The 22,669-nt window shown below is 52.5% G+C and carries 20 protein-coding genes; 14 read left to right on the top strand and 6 right to left on the bottom strand.

Translation table 11 applies throughout. From position 1 onward, the window contains the following. Positions 1-18 precede the first annotated feature (18 nt). Positions 19-2,004 carry an FtsX-like permease family protein gene (locus tag AC50Y3_RS14690; RefSeq protein ID WP_494819467.1) on the bottom strand — a complete coding sequence of 662 codons (1,986 nt, stop codon included), beginning with the start codon at positions 2,002-2,004 and terminating at the stop codon, positions 19-21. Continuing rightward, positions 1,991-2,758 (bottom strand): ABC transporter ATP-binding protein, encoded by a 768-nt coding sequence (locus AC50Y3_RS14685; RefSeq protein WP_494819466.1) that lies wholly within the window; start codon positions 2,756-2,758, stop codon positions 1,991-1,993. The genes AC50Y3_RS14690 and AC50Y3_RS14685 overlap by 14 nt, the downstream gene beginning before the upstream one ends. Before the next feature lie 182 nt (positions 2,759-2,940). Between AC50Y3_RS14685 and AC50Y3_RS14680 the strand changes: the two genes are divergently transcribed. The 10 genes from AC50Y3_RS14680 (at position 2,941) to AC50Y3_RS14635 (ending at position 12,987) form a co-directional block, all read left to right on the top strand. Then, positions 2,941-3,612, top strand: coding sequence for a response regulator transcription factor (locus AC50Y3_RS14680; protein ID WP_494819465.1), 672 nt, complete (start codon positions 2,941-2,943; stop codon positions 3,610-3,612). Beyond that, positions 3,609-4,628 (top strand): sensor histidine kinase, encoded by a 1,020-nt coding sequence (locus AC50Y3_RS14675; protein WP_494819464.1) that lies wholly within the window; start codon positions 3,609-3,611, stop codon positions 4,626-4,628. Before AC50Y3_RS14680 ends, AC50Y3_RS14675 begins: the two co-directional genes overlap by 4 nt. 723 nt (positions 4,629-5,351) lie before the next feature. Further along, positions 5,352-6,686: an arsenic transporter gene (locus AC50Y3_RS14670; protein WP_494819463.1), complete on the top strand. Its 1,335-nt coding sequence runs from the start codon at positions 5,352-5,354 to the stop codon at positions 6,684-6,686. Positions 6,687-6,729: 43 nt separating this feature from the next. Next, positions 6,730-7,398, top strand: a complete 669-nt coding sequence (locus AC50Y3_RS14665; protein ID WP_494819462.1) for a DUF2642 domain-containing protein — start codon at positions 6,730-6,732, stop codon at positions 7,396-7,398. A 264-nt stretch (positions 7,399-7,662) separates the two neighbouring features. After that, positions 7,663-8,493, top strand: a complete 831-nt coding sequence (locus AC50Y3_RS14660) for an electron transfer flavoprotein subunit beta/FixA family protein (protein ID WP_494819461.1) — start codon at positions 7,663-7,665, stop codon at positions 8,491-8,493. Next, entirely contained in the window at positions 8,490-9,512 is a 1,023-nt protein-coding gene (locus AC50Y3_RS14655; protein WP_494819460.1) for an electron transfer flavoprotein subunit alpha/FixB family protein, read from the top strand. The genes AC50Y3_RS14660 and AC50Y3_RS14655 overlap by 4 nt, the downstream gene beginning before the upstream one ends. Continuing rightward, positions 9,505-10,800 (top strand): FAD-dependent oxidoreductase, encoded by a 1,296-nt coding sequence (locus AC50Y3_RS14650; protein ID WP_494819459.1) that lies wholly within the window; start codon positions 9,505-9,507, stop codon positions 10,798-10,800. Before AC50Y3_RS14655 ends, AC50Y3_RS14650 begins: the two co-directional genes overlap by 8 nt. A 1-nt stretch (position 10,801) precedes the next feature. Then, complete coding sequence (locus AC50Y3_RS14645) at positions 10,802-11,098, top strand: ferredoxin family protein (RefSeq protein ID WP_090980218.1); 297 nt, start codon at positions 10,802-10,804, stop codon at positions 11,096-11,098. A gap of 5 nt (positions 11,099-11,103) precedes the next feature. Further along, entirely contained in the window at positions 11,104-11,259 is a 156-nt protein-coding gene (locus tag AC50Y3_RS14640) for a hypothetical protein (RefSeq protein ID WP_177246116.1), read from the top strand. 135 nt (positions 11,260-11,394) lie between these two features. Next, positions 11,395-12,987 carry a sensor domain-containing diguanylate cyclase gene (locus tag AC50Y3_RS14635; protein WP_494819458.1) on the top strand — a complete coding sequence of 531 codons (1,593 nt, stop codon included), beginning with the start codon at positions 11,395-11,397 and terminating at the stop codon, positions 12,985-12,987. Between the two features lie 479 nt (positions 12,988-13,466). Here AC50Y3_RS14635 and AC50Y3_RS14630 read toward each other — a convergent pair whose 3' ends face one another. After that, positions 13,467-15,800 carry a bifunctional diguanylate cyclase/phosphodiesterase gene (locus AC50Y3_RS14630; protein ID WP_494819457.1) on the bottom strand — a complete coding sequence of 778 codons (2,334 nt, stop codon included), beginning with the start codon at positions 15,798-15,800 and terminating at the stop codon, positions 13,467-13,469. A 206-nt stretch (positions 15,801-16,006) separates the two neighbouring features. On the opposite strand from AC50Y3_RS14630, the gene add reads away from it, so the two are divergent. From add to AC50Y3_RS14610, 4 genes are all read left to right on the top strand, one after another. Next, positions 16,007-17,032: an adenosine deaminase gene (add, locus tag AC50Y3_RS14625; protein ID WP_494819456.1), complete on the top strand. Its 1,026-nt coding sequence runs from the start codon at positions 16,007-16,009 to the stop codon at positions 17,030-17,032. Positions 17,033-17,407: 375 nt separating this feature from the next. After that, positions 17,408-17,608 (top strand): cold-shock protein, encoded by a 201-nt coding sequence (locus AC50Y3_RS14620; RefSeq protein WP_025337122.1) that lies wholly within the window; start codon positions 17,408-17,410, stop codon positions 17,606-17,608. Between the two features lie 77 nt (positions 17,609-17,685). Next, positions 17,686-17,898 carry a cold-shock protein gene (locus AC50Y3_RS14615; RefSeq protein ID WP_090980204.1) on the top strand — a complete coding sequence of 71 codons (213 nt, stop codon included), beginning with the start codon at positions 17,686-17,688 and terminating at the stop codon, positions 17,896-17,898. 98 nt (positions 17,899-17,996) lie between these two features. Then, positions 17,997-20,375 carry a helicase C-terminal domain-containing protein gene (locus AC50Y3_RS14610; protein WP_494819455.1) on the top strand — a complete coding sequence of 793 codons (2,379 nt, stop codon included), beginning with the start codon at positions 17,997-17,999 and terminating at the stop codon, positions 20,373-20,375. On the opposite strand, the gene AC50Y3_RS14605 is transcribed toward AC50Y3_RS14610, so the two are convergent. From AC50Y3_RS14605 to AC50Y3_RS14595, 3 genes are all read right to left on the bottom strand, one after another. Continuing rightward, entirely contained in the window at positions 20,339-21,136 is a 798-nt protein-coding gene (locus AC50Y3_RS14605; protein WP_494819454.1) for an anti-sigma factor domain-containing protein, read from the bottom strand. The two genes, AC50Y3_RS14610 and AC50Y3_RS14605, sit on opposite strands and share 37 nt — an antisense overlap. Next, a complete protein-coding gene (locus tag AC50Y3_RS14600) occupies positions 21,136-21,708 on the bottom strand; it encodes an RNA polymerase sigma factor (protein ID WP_494819453.1) in 573 nt (190 codons plus the stop codon). The genes AC50Y3_RS14605 and AC50Y3_RS14600 overlap by 1 nt, the downstream gene beginning before the upstream one ends. A 114-nt stretch (positions 21,709-21,822) precedes the next feature. Continuing rightward, the gene (locus AC50Y3_RS14595) at positions 21,823-22,668 is read right to left on the bottom strand and encodes a cupredoxin domain-containing protein (RefSeq protein ID WP_494819452.1); all 846 of its coding nucleotides are present in this window, start codon (positions 22,666-22,668) and stop codon (positions 21,823-21,825) included. Position 22,669: the final 1 nt, after the last annotated feature.

The raw sequence follows: 22,669 nt of genomic DNA, 5'->3' as shown, positions 1-22,669 counted from the left end.
CGAGGAGCGGGCTTTTTGCTAGCTGCTGCGGCTGTTTACAATCCGATTCACGGATGCAACCGTGAACACGTAATACAAAGCATATATAACGATGTAAGCTGCCATGGTGCCGACCGCAGTCCAGCTGGCCGCGATGAGATTGATGCTTGCAAGCACCTTCAGAATCATAGCGCTGTGAGCAATGCCGACGATGAGCGGCAAGGCGAAGATAAACAGCGTTTGAACCGCGACCGTTCGGCGAATTTCATGCCGGCTAACGCCGATGTTGCGTAGTATGGCGTAACGTTCGCGGTCTGCATAGGCCTCTGTCAGCTGCTTGAAATAGATAATGCTGCCTGTAGCTGCCAGGAAGACGAGGCCAAGGAAACCGAGTATAAACAGGATGAGACCGCTTCCCTCCAGCCCTTCCCGATAAACCGTATAAAACGGAGACATCTCGCTATCATCATCCGCGGTTACATGGGCTTCAGCATCCGCATCGCTCCGGGGAACGGCAAGTGCCAGCAATGCTTTGGTTGTCTCGCCGGTCTGGCGTTCACCTTTCACCTTGTAGACCTCGTAAGAGATAGGCGTGGTGATCTTCGCCAGCTCAGCAAACCGGTTGTCGCTCACAATAAGCGTGAGATCGGGGTAGCTCCAGCGCAGCACATGATGATCCAGGAGCTTCGACAATTCGAGCGTGGTCCCCGTTCCTTGGTTGTCTTGCCCTGCGGTCTGCAATGTCGTTGGCCCAATGAAGCTTGATGGAGCAAGATCTGACGTATAGCGCGGGCGAACGATTGCCGCCTCATCATCGCTCAGCGAGGCAGCGGCCGCCGGGAAGCCAAGTGCTTCGGCAGCGGCATTATACGCGCTGGCGGACATCACCTTGATCGGCATCTCCGTAGCCTCAAAGCCGCCGGGAATATAGGCAAGCTTGGAGAAATCCGCATGAAGGCGGATGACCGGAAGCTGCATATGGGCCGTAACCGGATGCTCCTTGTCGGCCGCGATGAGTGCGGTCGCCGGTTTACTGAGCTCTGCGCGGCTGATCCAGCTATAGCTGAAAGGCGCTGCTTCCTCAGCTGCTTGTCCGTTGCCCGTATACATGATGTACCCCGTGCTGACGGCGCTTAGTGTCATGGCGCTCAGCAGAGCTATCATGGTCAGCGTGCGCGTATTGCCTTTCATCCGGTACACAAGCTGCGAGACAGCAACGAGGTTCATCCCTGCGTAGTAGCGGGATTTGTTGCGCTTTGCGAGTTGCAGCAGCCGAACGATGCCGGAACGAAACAGCAGGTAGGTACCGGCAATGAGGCCAACTACGAACAGGAGTAAATTTCGCCCCATCTCCGCGGTGGTCGTGATCGACTCAAATACGATCCAATAGCTGCCGGCCAGCAATAATGCTGCTGCTATTGCAGCAACCAGCGAAGTGCGCGGGGCATGTTCGCCTTCTTTCTCGGCCTGAAACAGCTCGATCAATTGAAACCGATAGACAAGGCGATAGGCTCGTACAGACACGAGCAGGATAAGAATCATAAAGACGATGATGGTGTTGACCGTCGCTGCGCCGGAGAAATGAAAACTGACGTCCACGGCGGAGTCGAGCAGCTTAAGGAAGATCATCGTGAACATCTTGGAGAGCAGCGTCCCGAGCAGGATACCTGCGGCAAGCGCGGCTGCGCCAAGCATGAGATTCTCGTAAAAGAGCAGCTGCCCAACGGTCCGCTTGCGGACGCCCAGCAGCGTGTATAGCCCGACCTCTTTTTTTCGCCGCTTCGTAAAGAAGCCGTTTGAATACCAGATGAACACAGCTACGAACACAATAAGCAGAACAGAGGCACCCAGAAAGATGTTGTCAATGCCCCCCTGAAGCTCCATTGAAGCCTGGGTTTCACTGCTGTACATGAGAGAAACGAACGTAAAGTAGATAACGACGCTTAAGACCAGGGAGATGAAATAGAGCAAATAGCTGCGCGCATTCCCAAGCAGGTTCTTCTTGACCAAACTAAACAAGGTCACCGGAGCCACCTCCAAGCACGGCCAGCACATCAAGCACCTTCTTGAAGAACTGACTGCGAGGCATCGATCCGCGTGCCAGCTCTGTAAATAACGTCCCATCCTTTATAAAAATAACCCGTTTGCAGTAGCTCGCGGCAAACGCATCATGCGTCACCATGAGAATCGTCGCGGGGTCTTGTTCATTCAGCCCTTTCAGACTATCCAGCAAATCAGCCGCCGATTTCGAATCCAGTGAGCCGGTCGGTTCATCCGCTAGCAGCAAGCTTGGCCGCGTAATCATCGCGCGGGCGGCGGCGGTCCGCTGCTTCTGACCGCCGGAGATGTGATACGGATACTTATCGAGGATCGCTCTAATTCCGAAGGTGGCGGCTGCCTCCTCGGCACGGCGCTCCATATCTGCGGCATTCGCCTTAGACAGAGCTAGCGGCAATATAATATTCTCCCTCACCGTCAGCGTATCAAGCAGATTGAAATCTTGAAAAATAAAACCGAGCTTGCTGCGGCGAAACGCCGATAGCTGCGCCTCATTCATCCGCAGAATCGACTGTCCATCGATGACGATATCGCCCGAGGTGGGCTGATCAATCGTGGCCAGCAGATTCAGCAGCGTTGTTTTGCCTGAACCGGATGGACCCATTATGCCGACGAACTCGCCCTCTTGGACCGTTAAATCAATATTTTGCAGCGCCGTGTAGATGTTGCTCTTGGCACCGTACACTTTACGAATCGCTGTTGCTTCCAGAATGGTCTTCATTGTCCGTTGTCCTCTCCATTAGGCGCTCATCGCACCAGGTATAGCTCCATTGTACAGGAATCAATCCTAGCTTAAGCTTACAGCTTCCGCCGGGAACCTTACAGAATTGTCAGGTTGGTTGCTTCCTATTCGGGCCGAAGGTAACATGAAGGAAGAAACCATTGCAGGGAGCGAAGGCTACGTTGAAAATCATGATCGTCGAGGATGACGCAACCATACGGGAGATGATCTGCGAGTCGCTGAACAAGTGGGGGTTCGAGACAGCGGCTATCGTCGATTTCCAAGACGTCATGGGGCGGTTTGCCCGCGAGGAGCCGCATCTTGTGCTGCTCGATATTAATTTGCCGGTCTTCGATGGCTTCTACTGGTGCAGCGAAATCCGCGCCGTGTCGAAGGTGCCTATCCTCTTTATTTCCTCGCGCAATACCCCTATGGATATGATTATGTCCATGAATATGGGCGGGGATGATTTTATCCAGAAGCCGTTTCACCCCGATGTGCTCATTGCTAAGATTAACGCGCTGCTGCGCAGAACGTATACCTACATGGACGCACAAACGAGCGCCATCGAGCATGGCGGCATTGTCCTGAATTTGAAGGACGGAGCCCTGTATCAAGGCGAGCGGAAGGCGGAGCTGACGAAGACGGAATTCGTCATTATGAGCCTGCTGATGCGGCAGAAAGGGTCCATAGTCAGCCGAACGAAGCTGATGCGCAGTTTGTGGGAGGACGAAAGCTTCGTTGACGACAATACGCTGACCGTCAATATCGTGAGACTGCGCAAGAAGCTGGCTGAACTCGGCCGAGAAGACTTCATAGCGACCCGGAAAGGGCAGGGGTACATGATCGAATGACCTTTCTCTCTTATTTGAAGGACAAGCGTTATTATTTAAGCTGGTTTGCGGTCGTGCTGCTGTTTGTGACTGTCATGCTGATCGTCAGCGGCAACGGTTGGAGCGACGTGGTCTACATCGATGGAAGCTGCCTCGTGTTCGCCATCATCTATGTCGTGGCAGGCTACTATTATCGGCGTTCGTTCTACAGGGAGCTGTCGGAGCTGATCCATAGCGGCGAACTGGAACGATTCGAAGCACTGCCGGATCCGCAAAATGAAGCGCAATCGCTTTACTTCGCGCTTCTTCGCAGCCAGCAGGAGACCTACGTCAAGCGTCTTCAGCAGGTGCAGCTGGAAATGAAGGATCATCAGGATTTTGTCATGTCCTGGATCCACGAGGTGAAGCTGCCCATTACCGCAAGCAAGCTGCTGCTGTCGGGCAGTGAGGATAAGCCGGTCGATGAGCTGGTCGATAAGCTGGAGGATGAGATCAACAAAATCGACAGCTATGTCGAACAGGCGCTGTACTATTCGCGGATTGACTCGTTCTCCAAGGATTATTTTATAAACGAAATCGGCATTTCGGCAGTTGTAAAAGGAAGCGTGAAAAAATACGCGAAGCTCTTCATTACGAAGCGCATCCGGTTTCTGCTCGCGCCGAGCGATGAAATGTTCGTCGCCAGTGACAGCAAGTGGCTGGCGTTCATGATCGATCAGATCATGGCCAATGCGCTGCAGTACACCGCTGAGGGCGGGGAAGTGGCAGCGTTCTGCGAGGAAGGCAGCAGAGAGAGAAGGCTGGTCATTCGCGATACCGGGATTGGCATCCGGCCCGAGGAAGTGCATCGCGTGTTCGATAAAGGGTTCACAGGCTCGAATGGGCGCAGTCATACGAAGTCGACAGGGATGGGGCTGTACCTGGTCAAGCAGCTGGCCGCGAAGCTCGGACATGAGGTGTCGATCGCGTCGGAGGAAGGCGTGTATACCGCGGTGACGATTCATTTTCCGAAGTTTCGCAGGTTGGACCGTTCTTAAGGGGCTTCTCGGTAACGGTTCCGCATATGCACAAAAGACTCTCCTAGAGCAACACATTGGCTGAAAAATGGTGGGATCGCGTAAGGAGTAGCATCCAGAGCAACACATACGCGGAAAAGCGGTGGAATCGAGTAAAGAGTAGCGCCTAGAGCAACACATTGGCTGAAAAGTAGTGGGATTGAGCAAAGAGTAGCATCCAGAGCAACACAAATAGCTCCCCCAGAGATCTACATGGCTGAAAAAGCACTGAATATGGAGAAAGAAGCACACCTAGAGATCTACATGGCAGCGAAAGCAGCGAATAAGGAGCAAGAAGCTTGCCCAGAGATCTACATGGTTTAGCAAGTGTAGCAAATACAAACCAAACAAAAAGGCGGAGCAGGAATTTTACCTGCACCGCCTTTTTTGCTGTTCATTCAGCCCGAGGCTGGCTTACTCCGAAGTCATGCGTCGATGACGCTAGGCGATGGGCAATTATCTATTCCCGGCATCTGCCATTCAGAGATATCTATCAAGTGTTGATAGGAGATGGTTTTCATAGATTCGGGGGTATTGTCCAGTACGAGCCATCTGCCTTGTACATATATATACAGTACAGCGCTGCAGTTACGGGCATGCAGAGGAGGAATCTATGAAAATAGCATCGCGAGCAATGGCGTTTCTATTCGGCTCGAAAGGAGAATGAAAGACTAGAGAAACGATTTCTTGAAGAGAGGTAAAGACATGCACGACATAATGGCAATCATTACAGTTTGTACGTTCTTCCTAACCATCGGCTTTATGTTCTGGCGTCCGAACGTGAATGAAGCGATTCCGGCATCGGTTGGTGCGTTTATCGTTATGCTTACGGGTACAGTTTCACTTGGAGACTTAGGGAGTATCACGGAAACGATCTATGGCGCCGCAATTACCATCATAGCGACCATCGTCATGGCTATCGTGCTGGAGAGCTTCGGGTTCTTCAACTGGGCTGCCGAAATCCTAACCCGAAAGGCGCGAGGTTCCGGTATTCGTCTCTTTTGGCTTACGAATTTGTTCTGTTTCCTCATGACACTCTTCGTCAATAATGACGGCAGTATTCTGATTACTACACCGATTCTGTTGATGCTGCTCAAGAATATGGGGCTCAAAAACCATCAGAAAATACCTTATCTCCTCTCAGGTGCTCTGATCGCAACAGCCTCCAGCGCTCCCATCGGGGTAAGCAACATCGTCAATCTGATCGCGCTCAAGATTGTGCATATGGACCTTTACATGCAAACGGCAATGATGTTCGTGCCGGCAATCATTGGGCTGGCGTTCATGTCTCTTCTCTTGTTTGTAATCTTCTACCGAACGCTTCCGAAGAAGCTGCCTGAAATTCAGCCGTGGAAATCGACGCCCGGCAGCCATCCGCTCAAAGGGGACACACCTAAGAAGAGCTACAACAGCAAGTTTATGCGCAACGTGCTTATTTTCGTCTTCTGTGTGCGTATCAGCCTGTTCGTTGCTTCGTATCTCCATTTTCCCGTTGCGGTAATGGCCGTCATCGGATCGGCTTTTCTGCTGGCTTGGCGCTGGATTTATCTCAAAATACCGCCTGTCGATATGTTGAAGAAAACCCCTTGGTATATCTTGATCTTTGCCTTTGGCATGTACGTGATCATTTACGGACTGCGCAACATCGGATTAACGGAGTGGCTGATTGCTTACTTGCAGCCGCTTGTCACCGGCAGCTTATTGCATGCCAGCGTGTTGATGGGTGTGCTGATGAGCATCATGTCCAACCTGTTTAATAACCATCCGGCTTTAATGGTCGGAACGCTGACTCTAACGAATATGGGTCTGGATCCGCTTACGCTCAAAGTTTCTTATCTGGCCAGCGTTATTGGCAGTGACATCGGTTCGCTTCTGCTGCCGATTGGTACGCTGGCGACCATTATGTGGATGCATATCATCCGAAGAGGCGGTGTGAAATTCAATTGGACCCAGTATATAAAGATAACTGTACTCGTTATTCCGGTAACGGTGCTGTTCACGCTTGTCCTGTTAACGTACTGGGTAGGTTGGATTTTTTGACCAGACAAGCCAAACCAAATAGAAATGTAAAGGAGGGACTAGCTTGAATCAATTGATACCTTATCTTGCGGAGAAAGTGATTGTGGAGGTGACGGGGAAGCAACAGTTAGCGGGAAAATTAATCGATGTAGGTCCGGATATTTTGGTTCTCTATCATCAAGAGCGGTATATGTATATTCCGACGATCCATGTGCACAATTTGAATCCGGATGCTTCGGACGACAATGCGGATAATCAACAAGGAGAGCCGAGTGCGATGCTGCTCGCCGATTCGATTTCGCTGCTCACGGTGCTGCAGGAAGCGAAGGGCATGTTCGTCGAAATCTGCGTCAGCGGCAGCAAGCCGATGCATGGCTTCCTGCAAGGCATTATGGACGATTATCTGGTGATCTGCTCGCCCATCTATAACGCGGTTTATGTTTCGCTGCATCATTTGAAATGGCTTATTCCTTATCCGACTTCTCATCTCCCGTACGCCCGAAGCGCAGATACACCTTCGATGAAGCCGCTGCCGCCTGCTCTATCAAGAAGCTTCGAGGAACGGTGCAAGGAAGAAGCAGGCAACATGGTCGTTATCGATCTTGGCGGACAATCCGCAAAATTGGGCGTCATCAAGAAGGTGAGCGGCGGCATCATCGACTTCATCGGTGCGGGCGGAAGAAGCACATTACTGAATATCCGGCATATCAAATCCATCTATGCGCCGAAGTAATCTTTATCGAAGATTACAAGGCGTTATCTTGGTGCTCTTCATCGTTTCGAAGCGTTATGTACAAAAAAAAGAAGACCTCCGAGAGAAGGCCGCAAAGAGATTCATGCACAACATAGCTTATGTAGGATCGCATTGGGGTGCGTGGGTAGTTGGTGGGGATTCACCAAGGCTTGAACAATAATGTTCAAGCCTTTCCTGTGTGACAGGCATTTTCTGGGGCTGTCTCTTATATATTTTAGTATTTAGACGAGAGGTGCTGAAGGGATGCTTCATATTGTCGCCTGCATTAAGCAAGTGCCGGATACGAAAATCATCAAGATGAACCCCAAAACCAACACGATGGATCGTGCCAGCGCGCCGGCGATTCTGAATCCCTATGACGCGCATGCGGTTGAAGAAGCGGTTCGGCTGAAGCAGCGCTACGGGGGAACGGTTTCGGTGCTTACTATGGGTCCGCCGCCGGCTGTCAAAGCGATTCGCAAATGCATCGAGATTGGCGCAGATGAGGGGTATATGATTTCCGACCGGGCTTTCGCCGGAGCGGATACGCTGGCCACGAGTTACGCATTAACGAAAGCGCTTAACAAAATTGCCAAGGAAAAGCCGATCGACCTTATTATCTGCGGAAAAATGACGATAGACGGCGATACCGGCCAAGTGGGACCCGGCATCGCGCGGCGGCTCGACATCCCGCCGCTCACCTCGGTGAAGAAGATCGTCGAGATCGACAAGGAGAAGGGCATCGCAATTCTCCATCGGAAGCTGGAGGACGGCTACGAGGTGATCTCCTCAACGCTGCCCTGTCTATTCTCGGTCGAGAAGGACATTAACGAGGTTCCTTACTCGACGATGCCGAACATGCTGCGGGCAGCCCGATATAATCCGTTCATTTGGTCCGTAAATGAGCTGGAGGATGTGGATAAGGCGCAGCTTGGTCTGAAAGGCTCGCCGACGATCGTTTCTTCGGTCTGGGCGCCGCAGAAACCGCAGGGCGGACAAATGCTGGAAGGCGCCGCTGCCGAGCAGGTGAACCAGCTGATCGGCGTGCTGCTGGAGAAGAAGGAACTGTTCCAAGCGAAGGGGGAATCGTCATGAGCTTCGAGGAGTACCGCGGGATTTGGGTGTTCATGGAGATCAAGGACGGCGCAATCGTACCCGTGGCGCGGGAGCTGCTGGGCGCGGGCAGGCAGCTGGCGGATAAACGCAAAACCGAGCTGGCCGGCGTTATTATTGGCGATGGGGTGAGCGCGCTTGCACAGGAAGCCATCTATTACGGAGCGGATAAGGTTTATGTCTACGACGCCCCGATTTTCAAGCATTACCGTACCGAAACGTATATGCGGGCGCTCCTCGCCTGTACGGAGAAATACAAGCCCGAGATTATCCTCTATGGCGCAACGTCGACGGGTAAGGACTTGGCAAGCGCTGTCGCCACAGACCTCCCGACAGGCCTTACCGCCGATACTACGCAGCTGGACGTGGAAGAGGACACAGGTCTTCTGCTCGCAAGCCGCCCCGCCTTCGGCGGCAACATCATGGCGACGATTCTATGCAAGAAATACCGGCCGCAAATGGCCACGGTAAGGCCGAAGGTGGTGCGAGCGCTTCCTCGCGACACAACTCGAGAAGGTACGGTTATTGAGGAGTCCATCGAGCTGCACGAAGACGATGTGCGGACGAAGGTGCTCGAGATCGTGCGCAATACCGTGCAGACGGTACGGATCGACGAGGCGGATATTATCGTCGCCGGCGGCAAGGGGCTTGGCAGCCCGGCCGGGTTCCAGCTCATCCATGAGTTTGCGGATGTCATCGGAGCGGCAGTCGGTGCAAGCCGGGATGTAGTGGAGGCCGGTTGGGTCGGCCACCATCATCAGGTCGGGCAGACCGGTGTGACGGTGACGCCTAAGATTTATTTTGCCATCGGCATTTCAGGGGCGATTCAACATATTGTGGGCATGCAGAATTCCGGCCTCATTATTGCGATTAACAAGGATCCCGGCGCGCTAATCTTCCAATCCTGCCACTATGGCATCGTAGGTGATGCCTTCGAAATTGTGCCGCTGCTGATCGAGCAGTTCAAGCTTGCGCTTGGGAAGGAGAGTAACTATGCCTGAGAAGTTTGATTGTATCGTCGTAGGCGCGGGGCCTGCCGGAATTGCCTGCGCTTACGAGCTGGCGAAGGCGGGCGTGAAGGTGCTGCTGCTCGAGAGGGGGGAGTATCCCGGCTCGAAGAACGTCATGGGCGGCGTGCTGTATCGGCAGATGATGGAGGATATCATACCGGAGTTCTATAAGGAAGCACCGGTAGAACGGCCCATCGTGGAGCAGCGCTTCATGATGATGGATAAAGAATCGGCTACAACGTTCGGTTATAAAGGGCTGGAGTGGGCACGCGAGCCCTATAACAATTTCACCGTGCTAAGGGCCAAGTTCGATCAGTGGTTCGCGAGCAAAGCGGTGGAGCAAGGGGCGCTGCTCATCAATGAGACGGTTGTCCTCTCCTGCATTGTTGAGAACGGCAAAGTCGTGGGCGTTCAAACCGACCGCCCGGACGGTCAGCTCTATGCCGACGTTGTCGTGCTCGCCGATGGCGTGAATTCGCTGCTGGCCAAGTCGCTCGGCTTCCACAAGGAGTTTAAACCGGATGAAGTGGCGCTGGCGACGATGGAGATTTTGAAGCTGGATAAGAAGGTCATCGAGGACCGCTTTAACTTGGAGGAAGGGCAGGGCTGCACGATTGAACTGTTCGGCGATGCCACGAAGGGCATTCTCGGCACCGGATTCCTCTACACGAATAAGGATACGCTCAGTCTTGGTGTGGGCACGTTACTTTCGGGCATGATCAAGCATAAGCTAAAGCCTCACCACTTACTCGATTATGTCAAGAATCACCCGATGATTCGTCCGTTTGTGCAAGGCGCGGAGCCACAGGAATATCTCGCCCACCTCATTCCGGAGGGCGGCTACTATTCCATGCCGAAGGTGGTCGGCAACGGCGTGCTCGTCGTTGGCGACGCGGCGCAGCTCGTCAATGCCATTCATCGCGAGGGCTCCAATATGGCGATGACGTCAGGACGCCTAGCCGCGGAGACGGTCGTGCTGGCGAAGCAAGCCGGAGATTTCTCGGAGGCGTTCCTCGAACATTACAAGGCCTCGCTGATGGGCAGCTTTGTTGGGAAGGACTTGAAGAAGTACAAAGACTCCACGCATCATTTTGACAAATTCCCGCAATTCTTCGAGCAGTACATCCCGATGATGAACCGTGCGGCCAGCCAAATGTTCACGGTAGACGGCACCTCAAAACGGGAGAAACAGAAGAAGATATGGCGGGATATCGGCACGACGAAAGAGAAGGTGAAAATCGCGCGGGATATGTACCGGGCCTGGAAGGTGATGAAGTGAAATGAGCGATCTGGCGAAAGGGCAGTCCATCGAGGAGAAACAGTACTTACTCCGGTTTAATGCGGATACGAAATCGCATTTGACCGTACTCGATGCCGAGGTGTGCATGTCGAGCTGTCCGGACAAAATCTGTACCATTTTCTGTCCAGCCGAGGTGTACAAATGGGAGGAGATCCGCATGCATGTCGGCTATGAAGGCTGTCATGAATGCGGGAGCTGCCGCATCGGCTGTCCGCATCAGAACATCAAGTGGGAATATCCGAAAGGTGGTCACGGAATCGTTTTCAGACTGGGGTGATAACGATGTTCGAGGTCGGAGATTGCGTTGTGTTCTTGCTGGATGGCACGAGAGGTACCGTAATGGAAGCCGGGGAAGGCTTATACCACGTAGCTTGGGAGGATCAGTTCGTAAGCTGGGAGCGGGAGGAGCTGCTGGAGAAGATTCAGCTCCGGAGTTGAAAACGCATACGTAGAATGGCCGCCGCTCTCCTGCTTTGCAGGGAGCGGTTTTTATTTTGCGAGGGCGTGCGGGACGCAGGAACTTTGGCGGTTTTTGTCGAATAATTTCACATCAGCTTGAAAGGGGGCATGTGCATGCTCCAAGCTAAGGGGTTTTCGATACGAACCATGGTTAGCGTACTCATCGTTGCATCCGTACTGATTACACTGGGAATCAGTCTGCTAATCAGCTACCGCAATGAGAAGAACTCGCTGATGACGATGAACTTCCAGCTTAACCATATGTATACGACTAAGATCAGCGAAACGGTCAATGAGCTGTTCGCTTCGATGAAGAAGAACCTCAAGTACAATGCCGAGCATATCGCGAAGGGCGGGCTGGACCATCCTGACCTGGACGAGCAGGTGAAGCTGATTCTACAAACGAACCCGATGTACAAAGCAGTCGTTGTGGTCGATAAGACCGGTAAAGTGATCAGCATTGCATCGGAGACGGAGACAGGGCTCAAAGGCAAAACCATTGAAACGGATGGTGCCAAGCAAGCACTGAAGGAACGAAAACCGCTTATTTCGGAGCCTTATATTAGCGCGGCGAATCAATTAATTATTATGGTCAGTCATCCGCTGTGGGGGGCTGGCGGTGAATATTTAGGTTACATCGGCGGCACGATCCGTCTGCATGAGACGAATTTGCTGAATACGATTCTTGGTGATGCTGCACAGTCCGGCAATGGTACTTACGCCTATGTGGTCAGTGCCTCCGGCGCGATGCTGTATCATCCGGATAAGAGTCGTATCGGGGAGCGCGATATCGTGAATCCGATCTTCGCAGAGATGCTCTCTGGGCACAGCGGCGTGAAACGGATCGTCAATTCGCGCGGGGTTGATATGCTGGCAAGCTATACCTATATGAAAGAGACCGGGTGGGGCGTGGTCACGCAGACCCCGACAGCTGTCATCTTAACAGCGTCCAAGCGTCCGATTCTCAGGGTTGCGCTGTATATGGCTCCGATTCTGGCGCTCCTGCTGCTGGTCATCTATTGGCTCATCGGTAAAATGTCCGAGCCGCTGACGAAGCTCTCTAATTATGCCTCTGTCCTGTTGACCAACAAATCGGTACGCGATGAGGTTCCGCGCATCCATTCCTGGAACAGCGAAGCCAATGCGATGCACCGGGCATTCGTACTGGCCGTCGGGCAAATTCGCAGCAGATTCGATCATTTGTCGCAGGAGGCACAAACCGATCCGCTTACCGGACTGTATAATCGGCGCACCATGGATCTCTATATCCGCAGATGGATTGCGGATGGGATGCCTTTTGTTATCATGGTGCTGGATCTGGACCATTTCAAGCAGGTCAATGACACGTACGGCCATGAAATGGGCGACGAAGTGCTGCGGTTTCTGGCTGCCAACATGCGGGCGCAGTTCGAGGATAACCATATTTGCTGCAGATATGGCGGGGAAGAATTTGTCGTGCTGCTGCCGGAAACGGGGCTGGGGACGGCGATGGTCTACGCACAGAATCTGCGCACCATCATGGAAGAAACGGACAGTCCCGTTGGAAGGCCTGTCACGCTCTCGATGGGCATCGCACGGTACCCGGACACGGCGCAGGATGCGGCCGTCTTATTCCGGGACGCGGACGAAGCGCTCTACCGCGCCAAGCATCTGGGCCGCAACCGCGTCGAGACGGCGAACACCGCCGCTCCGGCGCATATGCTCTAGCAGCCATCGGCGGGATAAGCGAAAGAGTAGCTCGTAGAGCAACACACCAGTGTAAAGTTGATGGAATGAGCGAAAGAGTAGCTCGAAGAGCAACACACCAGTGCAAAGTTGATGAAATGAGCGAAAGAGTAGCCCATAGAGCAACACACCGGTGCAAAGTTGATGGAATGAGCGAAAGAGTAGCCCGTAGAGCAACACACTGTTGCAAAGTTGACGGAATGAGCGAAAGAGTAGCTCGTAGAGCAACACACCAGCGCAAAGTTGATGGAATGAGCGAAAGAGTAGCACATAGAGCAACACACCAGCACAAAGTTGATGGAATGAGCGAAAGAGTAGCTCGTAGAGCAACACACTAGTGTAAAGTTGATGGAATGAGCGAAAGAGTAGCTCGAAGAGCAACACACCAGTGCAAACGGGCTAATACACCGAAAAGAGCAGCTCTCGGCTGAGAGCTGCTCTTTCTTTTACTGCATACCAGCTTACTTCTTTTCTGCTGCCAGCACGATATCCGGCGAATGGCTGTTCAGAATGCGAAGAATCGTATCGGCCTGCTGCGGCGGATAGTACAGGAAGCCTTGAATGTCATGGCAGTGGTTCTGCTGCAGGAAGAACAGCTGGTCCGTCGTTTCAACGCCTTCAGCGATGATCGTTAAGCCCAGATGACTTGCCATCAGCATAATCGCGAGAATGATCGCCTCATCCTTCGGCTCCTTGGAGATGCCGTTTACGAAGGAGCGGTCGATCTTGATTTTGTCGATTGGCAGTCGCTTCAGGTAGCTGAGCGAGGAGTAATGCGTCCCGAAATCATCGATGGAAATCGTAATATTGAGATTGCGCAGCTCCTGCAAGGCTACCGCGTTCTCATCCTGCATAGCCAGGTTCTCGGTAATTTCCAGCTCCAGATAGGCGGGATCGAGTCCGGTCTCCGCCAGAATCGATTTAATGAGCTCTGTCAGCTTGTTCCGCTGGTTGAATTGGCGGGCGGACAAGTTCACAGCGACCCGAATAGGCTCGGCGCCGGAGTCCTGCCACTCCTTGCTCTGCGCGCACACCATACGCAGGACCCACTCTCCGATAGGTTCAATTAAACCGCATTCTTCCGCGATCGGAATAAAAACGGCCGGCGATATTTGCCCCCGTTTCGGATGATTCCACCGGATGAGTGCTTCAAGTCCGATGATTTTTCTCGTCTTAATCTCCAGCTGTGGTTGATAGTAAATCTCGAATTCTTTATTCTCAAGCGCGCGCCGCAGGCTGTTCTTGATATAAATTTTCTCCTGCACATCGGCATTCAGCGTATCGTCATAAATCCGGTAGTTGTTCTTGCCCTCTTCTTTCGCACGGTACATCGCAGCATCCGCATATTTCATGAGCAGCTCCGCATCCTCGCTATGTTCCGGGAAGACCGTGATGCCGATGCTTGCGGTCACATAGTACTCCATCCCTTGCAGGACGAATGGCTGCTGGAACAAGTTCACGACCTGCTGCGCCATATGGTGCAAATGCGCGATATCCTTTAGATATGGCAAAATAATCGTGAATTCATCGCCGCCGATCCGCGAGAACGATTCCCCTTTGGTCAGCAGCATCGTCATTCGCTCGCCGACTTCCTTAAGCAGCAAGTCGCCGTAGGAATGGCCGAGCGTGTCGTTGATGAGCTTGAATTGATCCAGATCGATGAAGAGCAGCACGAAGCGGCGGTTCTTATTGCTGGACGATACGATCGTTTCTTCGAGTCGTTCTTGGAAGAAAACCCGGTTCTTGAGTCCGGTTACCGTATCGCGGTAAGCCATCTGACGAAGAGATCGCTCGGTGCCTTCCAGCAGCCGATATTGCGTTCGCAGCTCATCCTCAGTAGCAATGAGTTCCTCGTAGGTTGCTTCCAACTGCTGATTGGTGCGCGTCAGGTTATTCGTCCGTTCGTTCACCATCACTTGCAGCTTATGTTTCTGGGTCAATTGAATATAAATTAAATAGATAAGCAGGATCAGGGCCAGGAGGAAAATCGTCTGGATAATTTGGACCTTCGTATCAATCGCACTTAGCTTCGCTTTATTAGGAAGAGCGGCAATCTCCCAGTTGCCTTCAGCCAGATATACCTTCTCCAGCAGCGGGGACCGATTATAGAGCCCTGTATCGCCGTAGATCACGTTATTGCCGGCTTTTACAGCCAGGTTAATACCCTTGTTCACCTTCGTCAGACCGGCCTCTTCCAGAATCGGCGGTACATCGAGTACGATGGAGACGAAACCCCAGAATTCACGTTCAACGAAGATGGACTGCCTGGACAATAACCCGAGCCCGCCCTGTGTAAGCTCGAATGGGCCGACGATCGTTTTGGCGTTCAGATGCTGCGTGCGCAGTGCATTCTCGCGGATATCAGGATTGGAATGGTTAAAGAGATCAAGCCCAATGACGTTCTCATTTCCTTTAAGCGGATAGACGTATTCAGCGATGCCGCCGGGATAGACGGATAAATTGCGAATGCCCTGGATAGGACCGATGAAACTTTTGGCGAAACTGTTAAAATGGTTAGCATCCAGTGTATGCGAGTCCATCAGCGAAGTATCAACAAATGCTTTAAGTCCGTCCGAGAGCAGCAGCCTGCGCTCGAGAGCCAGCGTTAGCGACGAGGCATTGGCCGACAGCTCCACGGTTGCATCGTGATACACTTCATTATGCAGCCACCGGCTGTAGGCATTGGTGATCCACCAGAAGCAACTGCCGAGAACAAGTGCGCTGAGAAGCAGTATAAACCATGTCCTGCGGGGAGTCGTGTACCGCAATTGCGTGTCGTCAATTAAGTTATACAAGGGTGCAGAACTCCTCTCAAGCAGTAAGGGGAAATAATAACCAGTCGTTATCAATTCGTCATGAATCGACAGATTCCTCCACTCTTCGGTATAATATGCTGTCTTATTATCAAATCTCTGTCACAGGGTCACACTAGCAGCAACAATGGTGCAGCGATTTGCGTTACCTATGATGTTCACTACATAGAGAAGGGATGAACAACCGTATGAATAGATGGCATCAATTGCCGAAGGTAGATCTTCATGTTCATCTGGACGGAAGTCTCTTGCCGGCCACCGTCCTTGATATCGCTGCAGCGGAAGGCATCGAGCTGCCTGCAGGCGATGCGGCAGGGCTGATTCCTTATATGCAGGTTGACGATGAATGCCGCAGCTTGCCGGAGTATTTAAGCAAGTTTGCTTTTACGACGCGGTTCATGCAATCGGGTGCTGCACTGGAACGTGTAGCTTATGAGACGTTGGCGCAAGCTGCTTCTCACAATTGCCGCTATATCGAGGTTCGCTTCGCGCCACAGCTTCACAGACTTCGCGGGCTGCGGCCGGAAGAAACCATCCATCATGTTATTGAGGGCATGAAGCGGGCTGAGCAGCAGTTTGACATTAAGGGCCGGGCCATTGCGATCTGCATGCGTCATCATGGCCGTGAAGATAATCTTGAAGTGATCGAAGCGGCGGCCCAATATGCCGGACGCGGTTTGGTTGCCGTTGATTTGGCGGGGGACGAGGCGTCATTCCCGCCGGAGCTGTTTCGCGAAGTGTTCGCGCTGGCTCACAAGCGGTCATTGCCTGTGACGATTCATGCCGGTGAAGCCGCAGGGGCGGAGAACGTATATGAAGCCGTGAAGAATCTGGGGGCGTCGCGGATCGGACACGGTGTTCGCTTGCGGGAGAACCCGGCGATTCTCCAGATGATGCTGGAGCAGCGCATTCCGCTTGAAATGTGCCCGGTCAGCAATATCCAGACGAAAGCCGTAGCGGGCTGGGATGCATATCCGATTCGCGAGTATTTCGAGCAAGGGTTGATCGTCACGCTCAATACGGATAACCCAAGCGTCTCAGGTACGGATATAACACGCGAATACCGGATTGTTTCGGAGAAGTTTGATTTTACGGACGCGGAACTGGCCGCAATCATTCGCAATGGCGTAAATGCGGCATTCCTCGAGGACTCGGAGAAGAAGGCGCTGAAGCAGCGCGTCGATCAGGAACTGCAGGCACTCGGGATAAAATAACGCGGAGATCAAGATCTTATAACGATCAAGTGCAGTCGTTTACGTTCGTTAAATGGTTTCGTAAATTTTTTGTAAATTTGCGTATGGAAGAAGCAAGTGCCGGTCATAATAGCAGAGGGCAAGCGAAATAGCTTGCACTTTGCAGGTGGCCAGGTGAAGATAACCAAGAAGATAAGCTAAAGAAACAGTTAAGAAATGGAATCACGTTGCTTTTAACATATAGATATGCTAATATGATCTTAGTAAGAAAAGACCTGAATTCACATATTGAAAAGGGTTGTCATAAAGCGAGATGGTACCTTTTTCAATGTGTGATTTTTTTATTTGCTAAACGAATAAAAAGTACATGTTAATTTAATTTTGGAGGTTTTCCTAATGCAAACAGGAACAGTTAAATGGTTTAACGCAGAGAAAGGTTTCGGCTTCATCGAAGTTGAAGGCGGCAACGATGTATTCGTACACTTCTCCGCAATCGTAGGCGAAGGCTTCAAGTCCCTTGACGAAGGCCAACGCGTTGAGTTCAACGTTGTTCAAGGCAACCGTGGACCACAAGCAGAAAACGTTGTAAAACTGTAGTTTTATAGCGAACAACAACAAACTGCCCTTAACGAAAGTTGAGGGCAGTTTTTTTATAATTCCGGGAGGGATGCGCCTTGTATAATCGCAAGAAAATCGTGGAGGATATCCCTGAAGAGAACACAGCCATTTGGAGCTGTGAGACAGAAGGCTGCAAAAGCTGGATGCGCGATAACTTCGCCTTCGATGTTGCTCCTTCCTGCCATGTGCATCATACGCCTATGGTAAAAAGCATGAAAATGCTGCCGGCATTGAACAACAACAATTCGTTAAAAAGCTCAAAAAATTAGTCGTCCCTTGCAGGGACGGCTTTTTTTTGCGCGCATACGGGGTTAGATGGTACAATTAAGGAACAAATGTTCGATTTGATCGGCTTGAAGGAGATGCCATGGGAGAACATATACAGCTGTCTGTCCGTGCTTTGGTGGAATATGCGTATCGGAGCGGCGATATCGAAGCAGGATTCCATGTGATGAGCTCGATGACGGAAGGTACGAAGGCGCATCAACGCATCCAGAAGCAATATGGCGAACAAGATCGGAAGGAAGTATATGTAAGCGCGGAGATCGTCATGGATGATCTTCTCTTTGTCATTGATGGGCGCTGTGATGGACTGCTCGTCGCCGAAGAAGATGGCGGCCTTATTATAGATGAAATTAAGTCGACCTCTGGTCGGTTACCCGAGGAGATCGACCATACCTACCTGGTTCACTGGGCACAGGCTAAGTGCTACGCCTATATTATCGCCAAGGATCGCGGTCTTCAGGAGCTGGCGGTGCAGCTGACGTATGTGCAAGTGGAAAGCGAGGAAGAACGGCGATTTCTACAGCGGGTTACGTATGAGGAGCTTACACATTTCGTTTACGAAATGGTAAGAACTTATTATGCGTGTGCTGCGCAGCAAGTGCGGCATAAGGAGCTTCGAAACCGCAGTATTCAGGAGCTTGCTTTTCCTTTTTCCACTTATCGGGAGGGACAGCGGAAGCTGGCGGGTGCTGTTTATCAGACGATCGCCGAAGGCCATAAACTGTTTGCGAAAGCCCCGACGGGCATCGGCAAAACGATCTCTACGATCTTCCCATCCGTGAAAGCGATCGGGGCGGGACTGCTGCAGCGTTTCGTGTATTTAACGGCGAAGACGATTACGCGCACAGCGGCGGAAGAGGCTTTTGCGCTGCTGCAGTCAAACGGCCTGCATATGCAGGTGGTCACCATGACGGCGAAGGAGAAGATTTGTTTTCAAGAGGAAGTTCGATGCTCGAAGGAGCATTGCCCATACGCGGACGGTTATTACGACCGGATTAATGAGGCGCTGCTTGATTTGCGCTCGAATGAAACGCTGATTACTCGCGAAGTGGTGGAAGTATATGCGCGTAAGCATAGGGTCTGCCCGTTCGAATTCGCGCTGGATGCGGCTTATGGAGCAGATGCGATGATCTGCGACTATAACTATGTCTTTGATCCGCGCGTCAGCTTGAAGCGCATGTTCGAGGAGCAGAAACGGCAAACGGCGCTGCTGATCGATGAGGCGCACAACCTTGTGGATCGGGCGCGGGAAATGTATTCGAGTGAGCTCAATAAAGCAGACTTCCTGGAGATGCAGCGGGCATTCAAAGGCGTAAATATCGAGGTGCACAGCGCGGCCAAAGCGGTCAATCAGTACTACATTGCGCAGCGTAAAGCGCTCGGGGAACAGCGGCAAGAGGTAACAGAGTCGTTACCGGAGCCGCTTGTTGGCTTGGTGGAGCAGTTTGCGGCGGCGGCAGAGAAGGAGCTGCTTGCACCGGCTGGGGGCAGCGTGAATCCGGAACTGCTTGATTTGTATTTTCGCAGTCAGAGTTTCGTACGTATCGCGGAGCTGTTCGATGAGCGATTCGTGGCCTATACGGAGTCCTTACGGGGAGATATGCGAACGAAGCTGTTCTGCTTAGATCCTTCGCATCTGCTTGGAGTGATGAGCAAGGGATATCATGCGATGGTATTCTTCTCGGCTACGCTGACGCCGCTGAACTACTACATGGATATGCTAGGTGCCGGTGAGAGCGAGGGGAGCTATAGTATTGTCATTCCATCCCCTTTCTCGGCGGACCAGCTGGAAGTGACGATTGCACCGTTATCTACCCGCTACCAGGATCGGGAACGGACGAAATTTCCGATTGCCGCGCTCATCGCGAAGGTGACACGGGAGAAACAGGGCAATTATTTGGTTTTCTTCCCGTCCTATGCCTATATGAATGATGCTTATGAGCAATATCAATTGCTTATTGGTTCAAGCTTAAGTTCGAATTCGGATTCGAGTTCGGTGAGGACCATGGTGCAAGGACCGGGGATGACGGAGGAGGAGCGGGAAGGTTTTTTGGCTGCTTTTCAGGGAGGTTCGGGGGAAACGCTGGTTGGTTTTGCTGTAATGGGCGGCATTTTCTCTGAGGGAATTGATCTTGTCGGGGATCGGCTTACGGGCGTTGTTGTTGTAGGCGTCGGACTGCCGCAGGTTGGGCTTGAGCGTGACATCATGAAGGCATATTTCGACCGGACTGACCGCAATGGATTTGATTATGCGTTCCTATATCCCGGTATGAATAAAGTGCTGCAGGCGGGCGGGCGTCTTATCCGCTCGGAGCATGATCGCGGAAGCTTGCTGTTGATCGACGACCGCTACCTGCAGCCCCAGTATAACCGGCTTCTGCCGCCGGAGTGGCTCAACTATCGTGTGCTGCGTGCTAATGAAGATCAGATGGACCCAAACACCTTTGCGCCGCGCGGTTGATTGCCTCGATCATCGGGCTCGATGGTAATGCCGATGCTGTCGTAATCGAGCTTCGCCGAGGAGATAGGCATCGCGAGCAGGCCGATTCCGCGATCCGCTTGGCCGACACGGAATGTACCGGCACTCGTACGGACGCCGTCCTTAACGAGCCAGACCTGGTAGGCTTCTGCGCCTTTGGTTGCTGCAGCGCCGAACAAATACACGACGAACTGCCGGCTTTGGCCGTTATCGACAATACAGGCAACTCCGGAGGACTTGCCGGCGAGCGGGCCTTGCGCTTTCAGCGGAACGAGCTCGCTGATCTGGGCGGCGGATACTTGCAGCGCCTGCTCTACCGGGAGCGGCGCAATCTGCTGCTCATGGCGCAGCTGGACGTTCCATATGGACAGCAGCACGACTCCTGCAATTGAAGCGGTCAGCAGAGCGGGGAGCAGCTTGCCTAAGCGGGCTTTAGGTTTTCTAGGACGCCATTCCGCGATGCGATTGACTGCAGGTTCGTCGCGATGCGTCACTTCCTCCGGTCGAACCGCAAGCGCGGCATCCATCACTTGCTTCTTCAGATCTTTAGGCGGTTCGATCCATTCAATATCGACAGGAAGTGCTTCCCAGGCTGTGCGCAATTCCAGCAGCTCCTTCTGACAGGCGTCGCAGTGAGGGAGATGAAGCTCGAAAGCGAGCGATTCTTCTTCGTTGCATGCGCCGGAGACGTATTCCAGACACAGCTCGCAAGGGGATGCAGGCATTGTATCTTTATTCTCCATCACAATCCCTCCTCTTCTGCCGGCAAATGTCTGCGTAATATTTTGAGTGTTTGATGCAATCGGTTCTTCACGGTACCGAGCGGTTGATTATAGGCAGCAGCGAGCTCGCTTAAGCTGTACCCCTGCCAATAGAAATGCTCCAGCAGCAAAATTTGCTGTGAGGATAGATGGCGGTAGGCGCTGCGAATTTGCGCTTTGAGTGATTGGCGCTCTGCGCTCTCCTCAGGAGAAGTAACGGCAGCATCAGGAATACGCTCGAGCTCCTCCGGCACATAGGGAACAAGCGGAGCGTTAATGCGCCGCTGTTTGCGCAGCCAATCGGTCGTCATATTTCGCGTTACGGTCAGCAGCCAGCTGGTGTAACGGCCTTTGTCCGGGTTGTAGTCCGACTCGGTCGTCCACAGCCGCATGAACACGGACTGCGTGATGTCCCTTGCGGACTGTTCATCCTTCAGCGACTTCAAGGCGAACGAATACACAAGTGCCGCGTAACGATCGTATAGTACAGACAGCGCCTTGTGCTGCTTGGCTTTGATGAGCAGCATCAATTCATGATCAGCAAGATTGTGCATACCGGCAAGCCTCCAGAACAGACGTCGATAATTAATCATAAGTGTACCAAACTAACGCAGAGAGGGTAACCGCCTAAGCTGCGGCTACCCTGCAAAACGTTGTCCGGAAGAAAGTTATTTGGCAGAAACGATAATGGTTGCCTGCATCGCCGGATGCGGCGAGCAGTAGTACGAAAATTCTCCCTCGGTGTCGAAGGTGACTAGTTTCTCTTCATCGAGGGCGAGGAGACCTGTATCGAAGCTGCCATCATCTGCCGTGGCGCTGTGCTTGACCTTATCCCGATTGATGAATTTCACGGAATCGCCCGGGCGGATGGTCAGACTGCTTCCGGTGAAAGCGAACTCCTTAATCTCGACCACATAGGTTTTGCTCTTCACTTCGGCTTTCGAATCGCCCGCAGCCGGTTTATCGGGCTTAGTCGTCGTTGTGCTTGGAGCCGGCTTCGTCTCCGGTTTCGCTGCCGGTTTCGTTGCCGGTTTCGGCGTTGGCTTGGCAGCAGGCGTCGTGGTCTTCGAATCATCTTTTTGCGAATCGTCCGAAGAATCGCCTTTCGTGCCGCCTTTATCATCGGTTGCCGGTTCCGGAGCTGTTTTGTCATCATCAGGCTTTGTCGCGGCCTTCGAATCGTCCGTCTTGGGCTCCGTAGCCGGGGCAGTTCCGCCATCCGTTGAAGCGTTGACGCCTTTATCGTCTGCTTGTGCATCATCAGTTGCGGGGTCAGGCTTTGCTATTGAGCTGTTGTCTGCCGAGGCGTTAACAGAGCTGTCCTCACCGGAGTTAGACGCGTCTGCTGCATCATTCATCACCATATCGCCGTGATTGTCGTGATTCTGTGTAGCGGCAGTATTATTGCTGCTGCAAGCAGACACCAACAGACAAAGCAGCAAACACAAGGCGGCTGACAGATAGCCCTTGTTCCACTTCGCTCCTACTAGGTTACTCTTCGTTTTCCTCTGCATA

Source organism: Paenibacillus sp. J22R98, from assembly GCF_059383835.1.
This window is presented reverse-complemented; position numbering and strand designations above follow the sequence as displayed.